The 14,679-nt window shown below is 71.5% G+C and carries 14 protein-coding genes; 9 read left to right on the forward strand and 5 right to left on the reverse strand.

Annotated features, from left to right (window positions below; all coding sequences use genetic code 11):
• Positions 1-13 precede the first annotated feature (13 nt).
• A complete protein-coding gene (locus ACIO52_RS00110; RefSeq protein ID WP_402642108.1) occupies positions 14-1,234 on the forward strand; it encodes an acetate kinase in 1,221 nt (406 codons plus the stop codon).
• On the opposite strand, the gene ACIO52_RS00115 is transcribed toward ACIO52_RS00110, so the two are convergent.
• From ACIO52_RS00115 to ACIO52_RS00125, 3 genes are read right to left on the reverse strand one after another with little or no spacing between them, the layout of a single operon-like run.
• Positions 1,231-3,729, reverse strand: a complete 2,499-nt coding sequence (locus tag ACIO52_RS00115) for a tetratricopeptide repeat protein (protein ID WP_402640366.1) — start codon at positions 3,727-3,729, stop codon at positions 1,231-1,233. The genes ACIO52_RS00110 and ACIO52_RS00115 overlap by 4 nt on opposite strands.
• A 5-nt stretch (positions 3,730-3,734) precedes the next feature.
• Positions 3,735-4,697, reverse strand: a complete 963-nt coding sequence (locus tag ACIO52_RS00120; RefSeq protein ID WP_218722171.1) for a glutamate ABC transporter substrate-binding protein — start codon at positions 4,695-4,697, stop codon at positions 3,735-3,737.
• A complete protein-coding gene (locus tag ACIO52_RS00125; RefSeq protein ID WP_255588747.1) occupies positions 4,694-6,166 on the reverse strand; it encodes a hypothetical protein in 1,473 nt (490 codons plus the stop codon). The genes ACIO52_RS00120 and ACIO52_RS00125 overlap by 4 nt, the downstream gene beginning before the upstream one ends.
• Positions 6,167-6,295: 129 nt before the next feature.
• On the opposite strand from ACIO52_RS00125, the gene ACIO52_RS00130 reads away from it, so the two are divergent.
• Entirely contained in the window at positions 6,296-6,925 is a 630-nt protein-coding gene (locus tag ACIO52_RS00130; RefSeq protein WP_218722170.1) for an NUDIX hydrolase, read from the forward strand.
• A 6-nt stretch (positions 6,926-6,931) separates the two neighbouring features.
• Here the strand turns inward: ACIO52_RS00130 and thiE are convergent, their stop codons facing one another.
• Positions 6,932-7,636: a thiamine phosphate synthase gene (gene thiE, locus ACIO52_RS00135; RefSeq protein WP_218722169.1), complete on the reverse strand. Its 705-nt coding sequence runs from the start codon at positions 7,634-7,636 to the stop codon at positions 6,932-6,934.
• A 79-nt stretch (positions 7,637-7,715) separates the two neighbouring features.
• Here thiE and thiO point away from each other — a divergent pair, with 79 nt between their 5' ends.
• From thiO to ACIO52_RS00165, 6 genes are all read left to right on the forward strand, one after another.
• The gene (gene thiO, locus ACIO52_RS00140) at positions 7,716-8,798 is read left to right on the forward strand and encodes a glycine oxidase ThiO (protein ID WP_316576310.1); all 1,083 of its coding nucleotides are present in this window, start codon (positions 7,716-7,718) and stop codon (positions 8,796-8,798) included.
• On the forward strand, positions 8,795-9,010 hold the full coding sequence (gene thiS, locus ACIO52_RS00145; RefSeq protein ID WP_218722167.1) for a sulfur carrier protein ThiS: 216 nt from the start codon (positions 8,795-8,797) through the stop codon (positions 9,008-9,010). The genes thiO and thiS overlap by 4 nt, the downstream gene beginning before the upstream one ends.
• A 49-nt stretch (positions 9,011-9,059) precedes the next feature.
• Positions 9,060-9,764: a thiazole synthase gene (locus ACIO52_RS00150; RefSeq protein WP_402642111.1), complete on the forward strand. Its 705-nt coding sequence runs from the start codon at positions 9,060-9,062 to the stop codon at positions 9,762-9,764.
• 94 nt (positions 9,765-9,858) lie between these two features.
• Positions 9,859-10,791 carry an ABC transporter ATP-binding protein gene (locus ACIO52_RS00155; RefSeq protein WP_218722163.1) on the forward strand — a complete coding sequence of 311 codons (933 nt, stop codon included), beginning with the start codon at positions 9,859-9,861 and terminating at the stop codon, positions 10,789-10,791.
• The gene (locus ACIO52_RS00160; RefSeq protein WP_218722162.1) at positions 10,791-11,549 is read left to right on the forward strand and encodes an ABC transporter permease; all 759 of its coding nucleotides are present in this window, start codon (positions 10,791-10,793) and stop codon (positions 11,547-11,549) included. The genes ACIO52_RS00155 and ACIO52_RS00160 overlap by 1 nt, the downstream gene beginning before the upstream one ends.
• A 177-nt stretch (positions 11,550-11,726) precedes the next feature.
• Positions 11,727-12,590, forward strand: a complete 864-nt coding sequence (locus ACIO52_RS00165) for an adenylate/guanylate cyclase domain-containing protein (protein WP_394358763.1) — start codon at positions 11,727-11,729, stop codon at positions 12,588-12,590.
• Between the two features lie 110 nt (positions 12,591-12,700).
• Here the strand turns inward: ACIO52_RS00165 and ACIO52_RS00170 are convergent, their stop codons facing one another.
• Positions 12,701-12,844, reverse strand: coding sequence for a hypothetical protein (locus tag ACIO52_RS00170; RefSeq protein ID WP_218722217.1), 144 nt, complete (start codon positions 12,842-12,844; stop codon positions 12,701-12,703).
• 85 nt (positions 12,845-12,929) lie between these two features.
• On the opposite strand from ACIO52_RS00170, the gene ACIO52_RS00175 reads away from it, so the two are divergent.
• Positions 12,930-14,645: an acyclic terpene utilization AtuA family protein gene (locus tag ACIO52_RS00175; RefSeq protein ID WP_402640374.1), complete on the forward strand. Its 1,716-nt coding sequence runs from the start codon at positions 12,930-12,932 to the stop codon at positions 14,643-14,645.
• Positions 14,646-14,679 lie beyond the last annotated feature (34 nt).

The raw sequence follows: 14,679 nt of genomic DNA on the forward strand, positions 1-14,679 counted from the left end.
TCAGCGCCCGAGCATGCCGAACGGAGACAGTGTGAGCGACCTGGTGCTGGTGCTGAACTGCGGCTCCTCCTCGATCAAATACCAACTGCTGCACGCCGACTCGTCCGAGGTGCTCGCCTCCGGGCTGGTCGAGAAGATCGGTGAGTCACACGGCGGCCGGATCGTGCACGAGTGCGGGGACCGCAAGCTGGTGCACGAGGGCGTCATCGCCGACCACCGGGCGGGACTGCGCCAGGCGTTCGAGATGTTCCGCGACACCGGCATCGACCTGACCACGATCGGCATCGGCGCGGTCGGGCACCGGGTGGTGCACGGCGGCGAGGTGTTCTGGGAGCCGACGCTGATCACCGACGAGGTCCTGCGCACCATCGACGAGCTGTCGGTGCTCGCGCCGCTGCACAACCCCGCCAACGTGGTCGGCATCGAATCGACCAGGGAACTGCTGCCCGGCATCCCGGAGGTCGCGGTCTTCGACACCGCCTTCTTCCACACCCTGCCCGAGGCGGCCAAGACCTACGCGATCGACGCCAAACTGGCCGCCGCGCACGGCGTCCGCAAGTACGGGTTCCACGGCACCTCGCACCAGTACGTCTCCGCCAAGGCGGCCGAATTCCTGGGCAGGCCCGTCGAGGAGCTCAACCAGATCGTCTTCCACCTCGGCAACGGCGCGTCGGCCTCGGCCGTGGCGGGCGGCGTCGCGATCGACACCACCATGGGCATGACCCCGCTGGAGGGCCTGGTGATGGGCACCAGGCCGGGCGATCTCGACCCCGGGATCCTGCCGCACCTGATGAACGTCGCCGGGCTGGACCTGCCCGCGGTCGAGCAGTTGCTCAACCGCAATTCCGGCATCAAGGGACTGTCCGGCGTCAACGACTTCCGCGAATTGCAGCAGCTCATCGACAACGGCGACGCCGCCGCGAAACTGGCCTACGACGTCTACATCCACCGCCTGCGCCGCTACCTGGGCGCCTACCTGGTGGAACTCGGCGGGATCGACAGCATCGTCTTCACCGCGGGCGTCGGGGAGAACAGCGCGTCGGTGCGCGCGGACGCGCTGGCGGGGCTGCAGAACCTCGGCATCGAGGTCGACCCGGTTCGCAACGAGACCAGAACCCCCGGTGTCCGCCATATCTCGCCGGAGTTCGCGCCGGTGCACGTGCTGGTGGTGCCGACCAACGAGGAACTCGCGATCGCCAGGGCCGCGCACGCGCTGGTCGGCGGGTCGGCCTAGAACCAGGACTTCGCGCGCAGCGAGTTGGCCAGGTCGACCAGGGCGTAGCGGTGCCCGCGGTCGGGCGCGTTGCGGGCCAGCGCGCGCAGGCCGGTCTCGGTGCCGTCGCGAAGGTCGCGTTCGTCGAAGGGGCGGCCGAACAGCTTGGCGTCCTTGCGCTTCGGTGTGTTGCCGGCCTGCAGCCAGGCCAGCGCCGTGCCCTGCACCAGGGTGCGCATGAGAGTGGAGCGGTGTTCGCCCGGCGGGATGGACTGGGCCCGGGAGGCGGCCAGGCGCAGCACCTGTTCGTCGAGCTGGGCGACGGGAGCGCTGGTGAGCAGCAACAGGATCGCCGTGGTCTGAGCGGTCGTGAAGTGCCGGGACGCGGCGGGGACGTCGTCGAGGGCGTGCACCGCCTCGCCGACCCGGCCCGCCACCGCCAGCTGCCTGGCCAGACCGAACGCGGCGCTCACCACCGCCCGATCGGTGCGCCACACGGTGTCGTAGTAGCGCTCGGCGAAGGAGCGCCACTGTTCGGGCGCTTCGGAATCCCAGTGCTGCAGAATCAGTTCCGCGGTGGCGGCCAGCGCGAGCTTGGGCGCGATCTCGCCGGGCAGCACCCGCAGCACCGCTTCGAAGGCGGCGAAGGCGGCCTCGTAGTCGAGTTCGAGCAGGTAGGCCTGGCCGGTGAACCAGTCGGCGCGCCAATCGGATTCGCCGGAGACGCGGTCGAGCAGATGCAGCACCGCCGCCGATTCGCCGAGCTCGAGCCGGGCCCGCGCCTCGGCGAAGACCAGTTCGCCCGCCAGCGTTTCCGGCGCGTTGTCCGGGTCGGCCTCGGCGCGTTCGCGCGCCTCGTGCAGGGCCTCGAGCACCCGCTCGGGTTCCAGATTCGCGGTCGCGGCCAGCAGCGGCGCCGACGGATCGGCGGGGTCGATCAGCGGAACCGGTAGCGCGGCGACCACATCGCCGGAGTCGAGCAGGGGAGAGCGGCCGACGCCGTCGAGGTAGGCATCGGTCTGGCTGATCAGTTCCTCGGTGCCGAAGCTGGTGCGCTGGGGACTGAACACGGTGGACAGCTGGGGGTGCTCGGCGCCGGTGTCGTAGGCCAGGATCTCCCGCAGCACGCCCGCCAGCTGGGCCGACATCGCCCGCGCCGACGGAAACCGCCGGGCCGGATCAGGGTCGGTGGCGGTGAGCAGGAACCGGTAGAAGAATTCGTAGCGGGCCAGCAGCGGCTCGTCGGCCGGATCGGGGATGCCGTCGAGGTAGCGGCCGTGCTCACTGGGCAATGCCAGGGTGAGCGCGGCCAGCGTGCGCCCGACCGTGTGCACGTCGGAGGCGGGGGTCGGGCCGGTCCTGGCGATCTCGGGAGCCTGGAAGCCTTTGGTGCCGTAGAGGTTTCCGTAGGCCTCGATGGTGGCGACCGCGCCCAGGTCGATCAGCTTGACCTGGTCCTCGGTGACCATCACGTTGTCGGGCTTGAGGTCGTTGTAGGTCAGCCCGATCGAGTGCAGGTGTTCCAGTGCGGGCAGGATCTCCAGCACATAGGCGATGGCCTCGGCCAGCGGCATCCGCTCGCCCGGCGGCTTGGCGTCGAGAATGTCGCGCAGCGAATGACCGCCGACGTACTCCATGACGATGTAGCCGGTGCTCGACCCGTCGGCCGCCGTGTGCTCGACGAAGTTGTGGATCTTGACGATGCTCGGGTGCGCCACCTCGGCCAGGAACTGCCGCTCGGCCACCGCGACCGCCTGCGCCTCGGCGTCGCCGGCGTGCAGCAGGCCCTTGAGCACCACCCACCGGTCGCTGACATTGCGGTCGATGGCCAGGTAGATCCAGCCGAGGCCGCCGTGGGCGATACAGCCCTGGATCTCGTACTGTCCGGCGACCATGTCGCCCTCGTGCAGCGAGGGCCGGAAATCGTAGGCGGCGCCGCAGGTCCCGCACTGCCCGGCCGAGGTCCCGGCATGGGTCGGGGTCGAGCGGCCGACCGGGTCGCCGCAGCGCCAGCAGAACCGCCTGCCCTCCGAGACCACCGGATCGGCCAGCACCGCCTCGCGGGGGTCTGCGGGGCTGACGGTCGGGATCGGCACCAGGCCCGCGCCGAGTCTGCGGGTGGGGCGTGACCTGGCGGTGCGCACACTGCGCCCGGACCTGGACGTGCTCGGCCCGGTCTGGGCGCCGGACGGCCAGGCGAGGTCGCCGGATCCGGTGCGGGCGGGGGTGGCCTGGGTGCCGGGCGGTTCGGTCACCGCGCGCGAGGCCTCGGTACCGCGTCGGTCGCCTGCCCGCTGGGTGGCCGGTGGCTGGTCCGGTTCGGCGGGTCTGGCGGCCGCGATCTCGGTGGGCGCGTGCGGTGCCTGGATCGGCAGCGGCATGGTCTCGTCGTCGGCCGGGGCAGGCGGCAGCGTCCAGCCGCCCGGCAGTTCGCCCTCGGGGCGGTGGGTGAGCTGGGTCGGTTCCTGGCGCGCCGGATCTTCCTGCGCCGGTTCACCGTTCGTCGGTGTGGTCATGCCGATCAGTCCTGGTACGTCGGAGCGGGCGGGCTCGGCGTCTCCCCGAGCGAGGCGAGCCAGCGGCGGTGGATGCGCACCCAGGTGCCGTCGTTGCGGATGCGGTCGAGGGTGGCGTTGACGAAGCGGACCAGGTCGTCGTCGCCCTTCGGGATGCCGATGCCGTAGGGCTCGGCGCTGATACTCGCGCCCACGACCTCGGTATAGGGGTCCTGCGCGGCCAGGCCGGCCAGGATCGAGTCGTCGGTGCTCACCGCGTCGACCTGGCGCTGCTGCAGCACGACCAGGCAGTCCGCCCAGGTCGGCACCGTCAGGATGGTGGCGGCGGGCTGGTCGCGGCGGATGTGGTCGAGCGAGGTGGTGCCGCGCACCACGCACACCCGCTTGCCCGCCAGATCGGCCAGGCCGTTGATGCCGGAATTCTTCACCGCGAGCACCCGCTGGTCGGCGCGCAGGTACACGGTGGAGAACGCCACGCGCTGGCGGCGCTCGCAGGTGATCGTCATCGTCTTGGCGATCAGGTCGACGGTGTGCTCCTGCAACGCCCGCTCGCGTTCTTCCGAAGCGAGACTGCGGTATTCGATCAGATCCGGGTTGCCGAGCAGGTCGCGCGCGATCTCGCGGGCGATGTCGGCGTCGAAGCCGACGATCCGGCCGGTCAGCGGGTCGCGGAAGCTGAACAGGTTGCTGCCCGCGTCGAGGCCGACGATCAACCTCCCCCTGGCGCGGATGGCGTCGATCGTCGGACCGCGCGAGGTGCTGGGACGCAGGCTCGCCGTCGGGTCGCCGCACTGCTCGCCGCCGCGGGCGGGCACGGGGGTGTCGGTGCCGATCGGGATCGCCTTGGCGGGCAGGGGCGGTTCGGAGTAAACGCTGCGGTCGTCCGGCGCGGGGGTGCTGTCGGCGCAGCCGCCGAGCAGCGCCGCCGCCGTGAGCAGCAGCGCCGCGGTGATCCGCCCGCGCCTCACCGGTACTCCCGCAGTCGCGGCCACAGGCCGAGCGCCACGCACACCGCGGCGACGATGCCGAGGATGAACGCGCCGGGAGCGAGGAAGGTCAGCACGTCGATGGCCTGGGAGACCTTGTCGCGCAGGGTGTCCCTGGTGGCCGCGGCGGCCTTGCCGAGGGCGCGATCGATCGCGTCGACCTGGGCGGCCGCGTCGGCGGCGCTGGGCCCGGTGGCGACCGCGGCCGCGCCGGCGAAGTCGCCGCGGGCCAGGGTGTCGTTCATCCGCTGATGCGCCGACTGCCAGCGGGCGAGCGCGGTGCGGGCGTCGGCGACCTCGGCGCGGGCGGGCGCGTCCTGCGGGTAGCCGGCGAGCAGTTCGGTGAGCCGGGCGGTGTTGGTGTCGAAGGTGCGGTCGTAGTCGCCGGTGGCGTCGCGGCGCACCAGCTTCACCATCTCCGCCGACCTGGCCTGCTGCACCAGGATGCGGCTCTCGGCCAGCCGGGCGGCGGGCACGGCGCCCTGGTCGCGGCACTGCATCATCGACACCGCCGACACCGAGCCCGCGGCCACGGTCCACACCAGCGTCAGCGCGAGCGCGGCGGTGCCGAGCAGCAGGCCCATGTTGAATACCCGTCGCGAGCGTCTGGCCAGCTCCACCTGGACCCACAGCAGGGCGCCCAGCGTCGCCATCAGCAGCACGATCGCGGGCCAGGGCGGCAACACGTGCCGGTGCTGGGCGGCGGTGACCGCGTCGAGCCGGTGGTTCTCCAGTTCCTCGGCCATCGGCAGCAGCGCCGTCTGCATCTGGTGCGACGCCTCACTGAGGTAGGCGGCGCCGACCGGGTAGCCGTTGCGGTTGTTGGCGCGCGCGGTCTCGATCAGGCCGGTGTAGACCGGCAAACCCGTGGCGATGCCGGTGCGCAGCTTGCGATCGGTGCCCGACGGGTCGGCGGCCTCCTCGACGGAGATGTGCCCGGCCTGGGTCACCAGTTCGGCGGCGGCCTCACCGATGGCCTGGGTGTAGCGGTCGCGCACGGTCTTGGGCTCGAGTCCGCCCGCGATGAACGCGGTGCCCGCGGCGGCGTCGGCGATCGAGAGCGAGGTGTAGAGGTGATTGGCCGAGTGGGCGTCGGGTTCGGTGTCGTCGAGCAGGACGCCGAGAGCTTGCTGGCGGTCGCTGACGGTCGTCGAAGTCACCGCGCCCGCGGCGACGCACAGCAGCATCAGCACCAGACCGGCAGCCACGAGCCGACCCGGCGAGGACTGCACGAACCCGCGCAAGCGGGCGGGATGGAACTGCGCACGCAGGGCCTTCACGTCCGGCGCCGGCGGCCGGTCGACGACGATCGCCGGTTTCCGCAACGCGGCGCGCCGGCTCGTCACCGGCGCGGCCGGAGCCGTCGCCGAACCCTGCGTGGCCTGCGGCGACGGGCCGGAACGAACGGCCGCGACCTCGGTCGAGGCATCGCGACTCCCGGGTTCGACCATCGTTCACCTCCCCGTGCTGTCCGCGCACCCCTCGTGGTGCGGAGTTTATTGTGGTCCTACCGGTGGCGCAGCCCCGCAGACACCCCCGAAGCGGTTGCTGCTCGGCTGCTACGGAGGAAAGAGTATTGGATGCGCGGTGACGGAGACGGCTGGTCGAACAGTCCGGGCGGGGTTCGGCACTGGGGCAAGTACGGTGCGGCGGGCTTGTTGCTGCGCGCGCCGCTGCCCCGGGGCGGGTCGGCGGTGCTGCTCCAGCACCGCGCGCCGTGGAGTCATCAGGGCGGCACCTGGGCCATCCCCGGCGGCGCGCGGGATTCCCACGAGAGCGCCGAGCACGCCGCGGTCCGGGAAGCCTGGGAGGAGGCGGGCATCACCGCCGACGCGCTGCGCGTGCGCGCCGAACGGCTGACGATGACCGCCCCGAGCGGCTGGACCTACACCACGGTGGTCGCCGACGCCGAGTTCCCGCTGCCCACCGTCGCCAACAAGGAGAGCTCCGAGCTGGTCTGGGTGGCCGAGGGCGAGGTCGACGACCTCCCGCTGCACCCCGGTTTCGCCGCGGCCTGGCTCGGGTTGCGCGCGGTCCCGCTGCGCCTGCGCTTCGCCGCCGACCCGGTCACCGACCTGCCCCGGACCGTCGAACTCGCCGATCGCGGGTTCTTCTGGTTGCACGCGCTGGACGGACCCGGCGCCGAGGTCACCATCGGCCCGGACCCGGCCGATGACCTGGCCGCGGCCCTGACCAGTCTGCTGACCTGAGTCGCGCTACTCGGCCGCCGCGGCGACCAGTGCCTGCTTGAGCTCGCGCGCCGCGGCCTCCGGATCGGCAGCCGCGGTGATCGCGCGGACCACGACGATCCGCCGCGCACCCGCGGCGAGCACCTCGGGCAGCCGCTGCGCGTCGATGCCGCCGATCGCGAACCACGGCATCGTCGGGTGCGCGTCGGCGGTGGAGCGCACCAGGTCGATGCCCGCGGCCTGGCGGCCCGGCTTGGTCGGCGTGGTCCAGATCGGGCCGGTGCAGAAGTAGTCGAGATGGCCGTCGATGGCCGCCAGCCCGGCTTGGGCTCGATTGTGACTCGACCGGCCGATGACGACATCGGGGCCGAGAATGCGGCGCGCGTACGCGGGCGGGAGGTCGCCCTGGCCCAGATGCAGGACGTCGGCGCCCGCGGCCAGCGCGATGTCGGCGCGGTCGTTCACCGCGAGCAGGGCACCGTGCCTGCGGGTCGCCGCCTTGATCTCGGCGAGGGCGCCCAGCTCGGCCTTGGCCTCCAGCGGGCCGAACTCGGCCTCGCCGGGCGAACCCTTGTCGCGGAGCTGGACGATGTCGACGCCACCGGCTAGCGCGGCATCGACGAAGCGGGCCAGATCGCCCTTCTCCCGGCGCGCGTCGGTGCACAGATACAGCAGCGCGCTCGACAGGCGCTCCCTGGGCGGGACGGATCGATTCGGATGGGAGGGCTGCACAGTGTCGACGGTAGTCGCGCTACCGTGGAGACGCGAACGCCGAGGCGCTCGGTAGGCGGAAAAAGACAGGTGGAACGTGATGCGAACTCTGGCGGTCGTTGGCGGCGGCGCCGTCGGACTCGCCGTCGCATGGCAGGCCGCCGAGGCCGGCTGGACCGTCACCGTCTTCGATCCGGCGCCGGGCTCGGGCGCGTCTTTCGTGGCGGGCGGCATGCTCGCGCCGCTGTCGGAGGGCTGGCCCGGTGAGGACCGGGTGCTGGCCTTCGGCGCCGCCGCGCTGGCCGCCTGGCCCGCCTTCGCCGAGCGGCTGCGCGCGATCACCGGTGAGTCGGTGTTCGTCGCCGACGAGACGCTGACCGTCGCCCTCGACGGCGCCGATGCCGCCGACCTGCGCACCGTCGCCGACTGGCTCGCCGGATTCGGCCACGAGCTGAGCGTCCTCGACCGGGCCGGGGTGCGCGCGCTCGAACCGGCGCTGGCCCGCACCGTGCGCGCGGGTCTGCTGGCCACCACCGAACCCGCCGTCGACAACCGCCGGGTGCTGACCGCCCTGCGCGCCGCCTGCGCCGGTGCGGGCGTCGAGATCCGGGCCGCAGCCGTCACCGCGCTCGCCGAGCTGCCGCACGACCGCGTGGTTCTCGCGGCGGGCGCGCGCTCCGCCGACCTGTGGCCGGGGCTGCCGGTGCGCCCGGTCAAGGGCGAGATCCTGCGCCTGCGGCAGCGGCCCGGCGTGAGTCCGGCGCCGAGCCGGGTGATCCGGGCCAGGGTGCACGGCCGGCAGGTGTACCTGGTGCCGCGCGCGGACGGAATCGTCGTCGGCGCAACACAATACGAGGCGGGCTTCGACACCACGGTCACCGTCGGTGGGGTGCGCGACCTGATCGCCGACGCCGAGGCGATCCTGCCCGGCATCGCGGAATACGAACTGGCCGAAGCGAACGCGGGCTCGCGGCCCGGCACCCCCGACAACCTGCCGCTGCTCGGCGCGCTCGACGACCGCGTCGTCGCCGCCACCGGCCACGGCCGCAACGGCATGCTCACCCTCGCGCTCACCGCGACCCTCGTTCCCGGGCTGCTCGACGACGAGTCGCCCGCGATCGCGGAAATCGCATCACCGCAACGCTTTCCGGCGCTGCAGCTGTCCCCAGGAGGAGTTCGATGACCTCGACCATCCCGATCGGCGTCACCGTCAACGGTGTCGACCACGAGTTCCCCGAGCCGCTCAGCATCCGCGAATTGCTGACCAGGCTCGCCTTGCCGTGTCAGGGCGTGGCATTGGCCGTCGACGGCGCGGTGTTCCCGAAGTCGCGCTGGGACGAGCCGGTCGGCCGCGGCTGGACCATCGAGGTGCTGACGGCGGTGCAGGGTGGCTGAGCCCGCACCGCTGCGCATCGCGGACAAGGAGTTCGGCTCGCGCCTGATCATGGGCACCGGCGGCGCCGAGAACCTGGCCGTCCTGGAAGAGGCCCTGATCGCCTCCGGCACCGAGCTCACCACCGTCGCCATGCGCCGGGTCGACGCCGCGGGCGGCACCGGCGTGCTCGACCTGCTCAAGCGCCTCGACATCACCCTGCTGCCCAATACCGCGGGCTGTCGCACCGCCGCCGAGGCCGTGCTCACCGCGCAGCTGGCGCGCGAGGCGCTGGAGACGAACTGGGTCAAGCTCGAGGTCGTCGCCGACGAGCGCACCCTGCTGCCCGACCCGTTCGAGCTGCTCGACGCCGCCGAACAGCTGGTCGACGCCGGTTTCGTCGTCCTGCCCTACACCAACGACGACCCGGTCCTGGCCCGCAGGCTCGAGGACGCGGGCTGCGCAGCGGTGATGCCCCTCGGCAGCCCCATCGGCACCGGCCTCGGCATCGGCAACCCGCACAACATCGAGATGATCGTGGCCGCCGCGGGCGTGCCCGTCATCCTCGACGCGGGCATCGGCACCGCCAGCGACGCCGCCCTGGCCATGGAACTCGGCTGCCAGGCCGTCCTCCTGGCCACCGCCGTCACCCGAGCCCGCGACCCCGAACTGATGGCCTCGGCCATGGCCGCCGCCGTCCGCGCCGGCCACCTCGCCCGCCGAGCGGGCCGCATCCCCAAGCGTTTCTGGGCCCAGGCATCCTCCCCAGCCCGGTAGTCCCCCTCTCAGGGTCGGGGTCATCCTCGAGGATGACCCGACTCGCGACCTCACGGCGACGCGCTCGCCGTCTTCGTGCGGCAAGCTGGGGCGCATGATCGAGCTGAAGGGCCTGACGAAGCAATTCGGCCAGACCGTCGCGGTGCAGGACCTCTCGTTCACCGTCCATCCCGGACAGGTGACGGGGTTCCTCGGACCCAACGGTGCCGGTAAATCGACGACCATGCGGATGATCCTCGGCCTGGACCGGCCGACCTCGGGCACCGCGCTGATCGGCGGCAAGCGCTACGAGGATCTGGAGCGGCCGCTGACCCAGGTCGGCGCGCTGCTCGATGCCAAGTGGGTGCATCCGAACCGCTCGGCGCGCGCGCACCTGGAGTGGCTGGCCGCGTCCAACGACCTCCCGAAGTCGCGGGTCGAGGAGGTGCTGCGGCTGGTCGGCCTGTCCGAGGTGGCGGGCAAGAACGCGGGCGGGTTCTCGCTGGGCATGTCCCAGCGGCTCGGCCTGGCGGGCGCGCTGCTCGGCGATCCGAAGGTGCTGCTGTTCGACGAGCCGGTCAACGGCCTCGACCCGGAGGGCATCCTCTGGATCCGCCGCTTCATGCAGCGCCTGGCCGCCGAGGGCCGCACCGTGCTGGTGTCGAGCCATCTGCTCTCGGAGATGGCCCAGACCGCTGAGCACCTGATCGTCATCGGCCGTGGTCAGCTCATCGCCGACACCACCACCAAGGACTTCATCGACCGCGCCTCCGAGCAGTCGGTGCGGGTCCGCAGCCCGCAGCTGGATCAGCTGCGCAGCCTGCTCACCTCGCACGGCATGACCGTGCGGGAAGAGGGCGACGCCGCGCTGATCGTGGCCGGGGTGACCAGCGACGAGGTCGGCAAGGTGGCGGGCACCAACAACGTCACGCTCTACGAGCTGGCGCCGCAGCAGGCGTCGCTCGAGGAGGCGTTCATGCGGATGACCGGCGGCGCCGTGGAGTACCACGGCGCGGGCCTCGACCAGGTGATGGGAGGTGCGCTCTGATGGGCGTGCTCGCTGCGGAACGAATCAAGCTCACCTCGACCCGGTCGCCCTGGTGGTGCTCGGCGATCGTGGTTCTCCTCGGCATCGGCCTGGCCGCGCTGATCGCGCTGGTCACCAAGGCCGAGAACACCCAGGCGGGGGAGGTGCCGACGCTGCTCACCCCGAGCGTGGTGGTCTCCGGTGTCTCCGGCTTCGGCGTGATGGTGCTGATGATCATGGCCGCCCTGACGGTCACCAGTGAGTACCGCTTCGGCGTCATCCGCGCCAGCTTCCTGGCGGTGCCGAACCGCTCGAAGGTGGTGCTGTCCAAGGCGGGCCTGGTCGGTGTGTACGCGGCGGTGCTGACCGGCGTGCTCGCGCTGATCGCCTTCGTGGTGGCCAAGCTGTTCGTCGGTGACGAGGCGCCGGAACTGGTGCTCGACGGAAACTGGCGGGCCATCTACGGCATTCCGATCTACGCTTTCCTGTGTGTGGTCCTGGCCATCGGCGTCGGTGTGCTGGTGCGTCAGTCCGCCGCCGCGATCTCGCTGATCGTGCTGTGGTCCCTGCTGCTGGAGGGTCTGCTCGGCGCGTTCGGTAGCTTCGGTCGTACCGTCAAGCCGTTCCTGCCGTTCCAGAACGCCAACCGTTTCCTGACCGTCGAGGACGTCTCGGGCAACTGGCACTGGGGTGTGTGGGGCAGCCTGATCTACTTCGCCGTCTTCGTGGCGATCGTGTTCGCCGGCGCCTTGGTGATGATCAATCGCCGAGACGCCTGACAGACCGTCCCGGGCTGCCCTCGCAGATGCCCGGGACCGCCCCCGGCGTCCGCTGCCCGGACGCCGGGGGCTTTTTCGTCCGGTGGGGCAGCGGGCTGGACCAGGTACGATCTGGGCGTGAGTGAAACGCCTTCTGGCGGGGTGGATCCGCGGCGGCGTGACGCTGCCGCGGAGGTGGTGATCCCGTTGGAGCCCACCGATAGTGCGCAGTCCGATACGCCGGACTCCGACGATGCCCGGCCCGGTCGGCGGCGTGCCCAGTTCTCGTCGAAATTGCAGGCGGCCAATCGGCGGGCCGATCTGATCGGTGCCGTACGGAAGGCTCGTCATCAGCTCCCCGGTGACCCGGCCTTCGGCGATCCGCTTTCGGTCTCCGGTCCCGGTGGGGCCCGCGCGGTCGCCCGTGCCGCGGACAAGATCGTCGGCGGCACCCCCAGCGCGGCCAGGGAGATCGGATTCGGCGCGCTCCAGGTGTGGCAGGCCGCGCTCGAGCGGATCGGCCGCGGTCGGGGCACCGAGGAGGTGACCATCGTGTTCACCGACCTGGTGGCGTTCTCCAGCTGGTCGCTGTCCGCGGGCGACGAGCGCACCCTGGAACTGCTGCGCAAGGTCGCCAAGGCTATCGAGCCGCCGATCGCCGAGCGGGGCGGTCAGGTGGTCAAACGCATGGGTGACGGCCTGATGGCGGTCTTCTCCTCGCCTGATCGCGCGGTCCGCGCCGCTGTCGCCGCCCGCCGCAATCTGGCGACCGTCGAGGTCGACGGCTACAAGCCGCGCATGCGGGTCGGCCTGCACACCGGTTCCCCCCGTGAGATCGGCGGCGACTGGCTCGGCGTCGACGTCAATATCGCCGCCCGCATGATGGAGGCCGGCGGCAACGGCAACACGATGCTGTCCAGCACCACCCTCGCCGCCCTGCGCCCGGAGACCCTCGCCGAGCTCGGCGCGACGGTCAAGCCCTACAAACGCAACTTCTGGGCGGCCCCGCTCAACGGCGTCCCCGAGGACGTCCGGATCTTCAAGCTCAGCGTCCCCAGCTGAGCCCCGGATTCACCCGCGCTGCTGTTGCCTGTTGCCGCTGGTAGCCACGCCAGGCCTGCTGAGTGGGCGTCGCGACGGGCTTGCTCGCGGCTTCCGAAATGCTGGGGTGGCTATTGCAGCCAGAGAGCCGCGCCGACGGCGGCCAGCACCGCGGCGGCGATCAGGGCGATCGACAGCGCGCGGTTGTTCTTCCAGGTCGTGTAGGCGCCGCCGAGCAGGAAGCCGGCCAGGGCGAAGAGAAGGACCGATGACATGGTCTCCATCTTGCCTGGTGGATTGCCCGCAATTAACAAGCACGCATGCTTGCTTTTTTTCTGAACCGATGTGATCCTGGGGTTCATGAGTGCACTCTCGGCGGACCCGGACCTGATCCGGATCGGAAACTGCTCCGGGTTCTACGGCGACCGGCTCAGCGCGATGCGCGAGATGCTGGAAGGCGGCGACCTCGACGTGCTGACCGGCGACTACCTCGCCGAGCTCACCATGCTCATCCTGGGCCGTGACCGCATGAAGGACCCCAGCCTGGGCTACGCCAAGACGTTCGTGAAGCAGATCGAGGACTGCCTGGCCCTCGCGCTGGCGAAGAACGTCCAGATCGTCACCAACGCCGGCGGCCTCAATCCGGCCGGGCTGGCCGAACGGCTGCGCAAGGTCGCCGCCGACCTGGGCCTGGACGCCAAGATCGCCCACGTCGAGGGTGACGACCTGATCGGCCGCGCCGCCGACCTCGGCCTCGGTCAGCCGCTGACGGCCAACGCCTACCTCGGCGCGTGGGGCATCGTCGAGTGCCTGAACTCCGGCGCCGACATCGTCGTCACCGGCCGGGTCACCGACGCCTCGGTCATCGTCGGTCCCGCCGCCGCCCACTTCGGCTGGAGCCGCACCGACTACGACGCCCTCGCCGGCGCGGTGGTGGCCGGGCACGTGATCGAGTGCAGCACCCAGGCCACCGGCGGCAACTTCGCCTTCTTCACCGAACTCGGCGACTTCGGCCGCCCCGGCTTCCCGATCGCCGAGATCCGCCGGGACGGCTCCAGCGTCATCACCAAGCACGACGGCACCGGCGGCGCGGTCACCGTCGACACCGTCGAAGCCCAGCTCATGTACGAGATCCAGAGCGTGCGCTACGCGGGCCCCGACGTCACCACCCGCCTCGACAGCATCGAGCTCAGCCAGCAGGGCAAGGACCGGGTGCTGATCAGCGGCGTGACCGGCGAAGCCCCGCCGCCGCAGCTCAAGGTCTCGCTGAACACCCTCGGCGGCTTCCGCAACGAGATGGAGTTCATCCTCACCGGCCTGGAGATCGAGGCCAAAGCCGCACTGGCGCAACGACAGCTGGAGGCCTGGCTGCCCGCCAGGCCCGCCGAGCTGGCCTGGACCCTGGCCCGGCTCGACCGCCCCGACGCCGACACCGAGGAACAGGCCAGCGCGCTGCTGCGCTGCGTGGTGCGTGACCCCGACCCGAACAAGGTCGGTCGCGGATTCTCCAATGTCGCCGTGGAATTGGCGCTGGCCAGCTACCCGGGCGCGACCTTCACGACCCTGCCGGGCAACGGTTCGCCCTACGGCGTCTTCACGCCGGGCTTCGTCGACGCGCACGAGGTGCCGCATACCGCGGTCCTGGCCGACGGCACTCGCGTCGCCATCGAGCCCGCCGCCGAAACCGCTGTGCTGGAACCGGTCGCCGAGCCCGAACTGCCCGCGCCCCCGCCGCCGTCGGAGACCAGCCGCGTCCCGCTCGGCACCATCGCCCTGGCCCGCAGCGGCGACAAGGGCGGCGACGCCAATATCGGCGTCTGGGTGCGCACCGACGAGCAGTGGCGCTGGCTGGTGCACACGCTCACCGTCGACAAGCTCCAGGAACTGCTGCCCGAGACGGCCGAGCTGACCGTCACCCGGCACGTGCTGGCGAACCTGCGAGCCGTCAACTTCATCATTTCCGGTCTGCTCGGCAAGGGCGTCGCCTACCAGGCGCGTTTCGATCCGCAGGCCAAGGGGCTCGGCGAATGGCTGCGCTCCCGCCACATCGATATGCCGACGGAGCTGCTCGCGTGATCGGTCAGCGCCCGGAGGCGGCAGCGGAGCGTAA

This window comes from Nocardia sp. NPDC087230 (genome assembly GCF_044744725.1).
GTDB classification, from domain to species: domain Bacteria; phylum Actinomycetota; class Actinomycetes; order Mycobacteriales; family Mycobacteriaceae; genus Nocardia; species Nocardia canadensis.

Excerpts from the sequence above, each read along its gene's own strand:
- ACIO52_RS00110 (WP_402642108.1), top strand. The coding sequence starts at position 14 with ATGCCGAACGGAGACAGTGTGAGCGACCTGGTGCTGGTGCTGAACTGC.
- ACIO52_RS00115 (WP_402640366.1), bottom strand. The coding sequence starts at position 3,729 with ATGACCACACCGACGAACGGTGAACCGGCGCAGGAAGATCCGGCGCGC.
- ACIO52_RS00125 (WP_255588747.1), bottom strand. The coding sequence starts at position 6,166 with ATGGTCGAACCCGGGAGTCGCGATGCCTCGACCGAGGTCGCGGCCGTT.
- ACIO52_RS00130 (WP_218722170.1), top strand. The coding sequence starts at position 6,296 with ATGCGCGGTGACGGAGACGGCTGGTCGAACAGTCCGGGCGGGGTTCGG.
- thiO (WP_316576310.1), top strand. The coding sequence starts at position 7,716 with ATGCGAACTCTGGCGGTCGTTGGCGGCGGCGCCGTCGGACTCGCCGTC.
- thiS (WP_218722167.1), top strand. The coding sequence starts at position 8,795 with ATGACCTCGACCATCCCGATCGGCGTCACCGTCAACGGTGTCGACCAC.
- ACIO52_RS00150 (WP_402642111.1), top strand. The coding sequence starts at position 9,060 with ATGGGCACCGGCGGCGCCGAGAACCTGGCCGTCCTGGAAGAGGCCCTG.
- ACIO52_RS00155 (WP_218722163.1), top strand. The coding sequence starts at position 9,859 with ATGATCGAGCTGAAGGGCCTGACGAAGCAATTCGGCCAGACCGTCGCG.
- ACIO52_RS00160 (WP_218722162.1), top strand. The coding sequence starts at position 10,791 with ATGGGCGTGCTCGCTGCGGAACGAATCAAGCTCACCTCGACCCGGTCG.
- ACIO52_RS00170 (WP_218722217.1), bottom strand. The coding sequence starts at position 12,844 with ATGTCATCGGTCCTTCTCTTCGCCCTGGCCGGCTTCCTGCTCGGCGGC.
- ACIO52_RS00175 (WP_402640374.1), top strand. The coding sequence starts at position 12,930 with ATGAGTGCACTCTCGGCGGACCCGGACCTGATCCGGATCGGAAACTGC.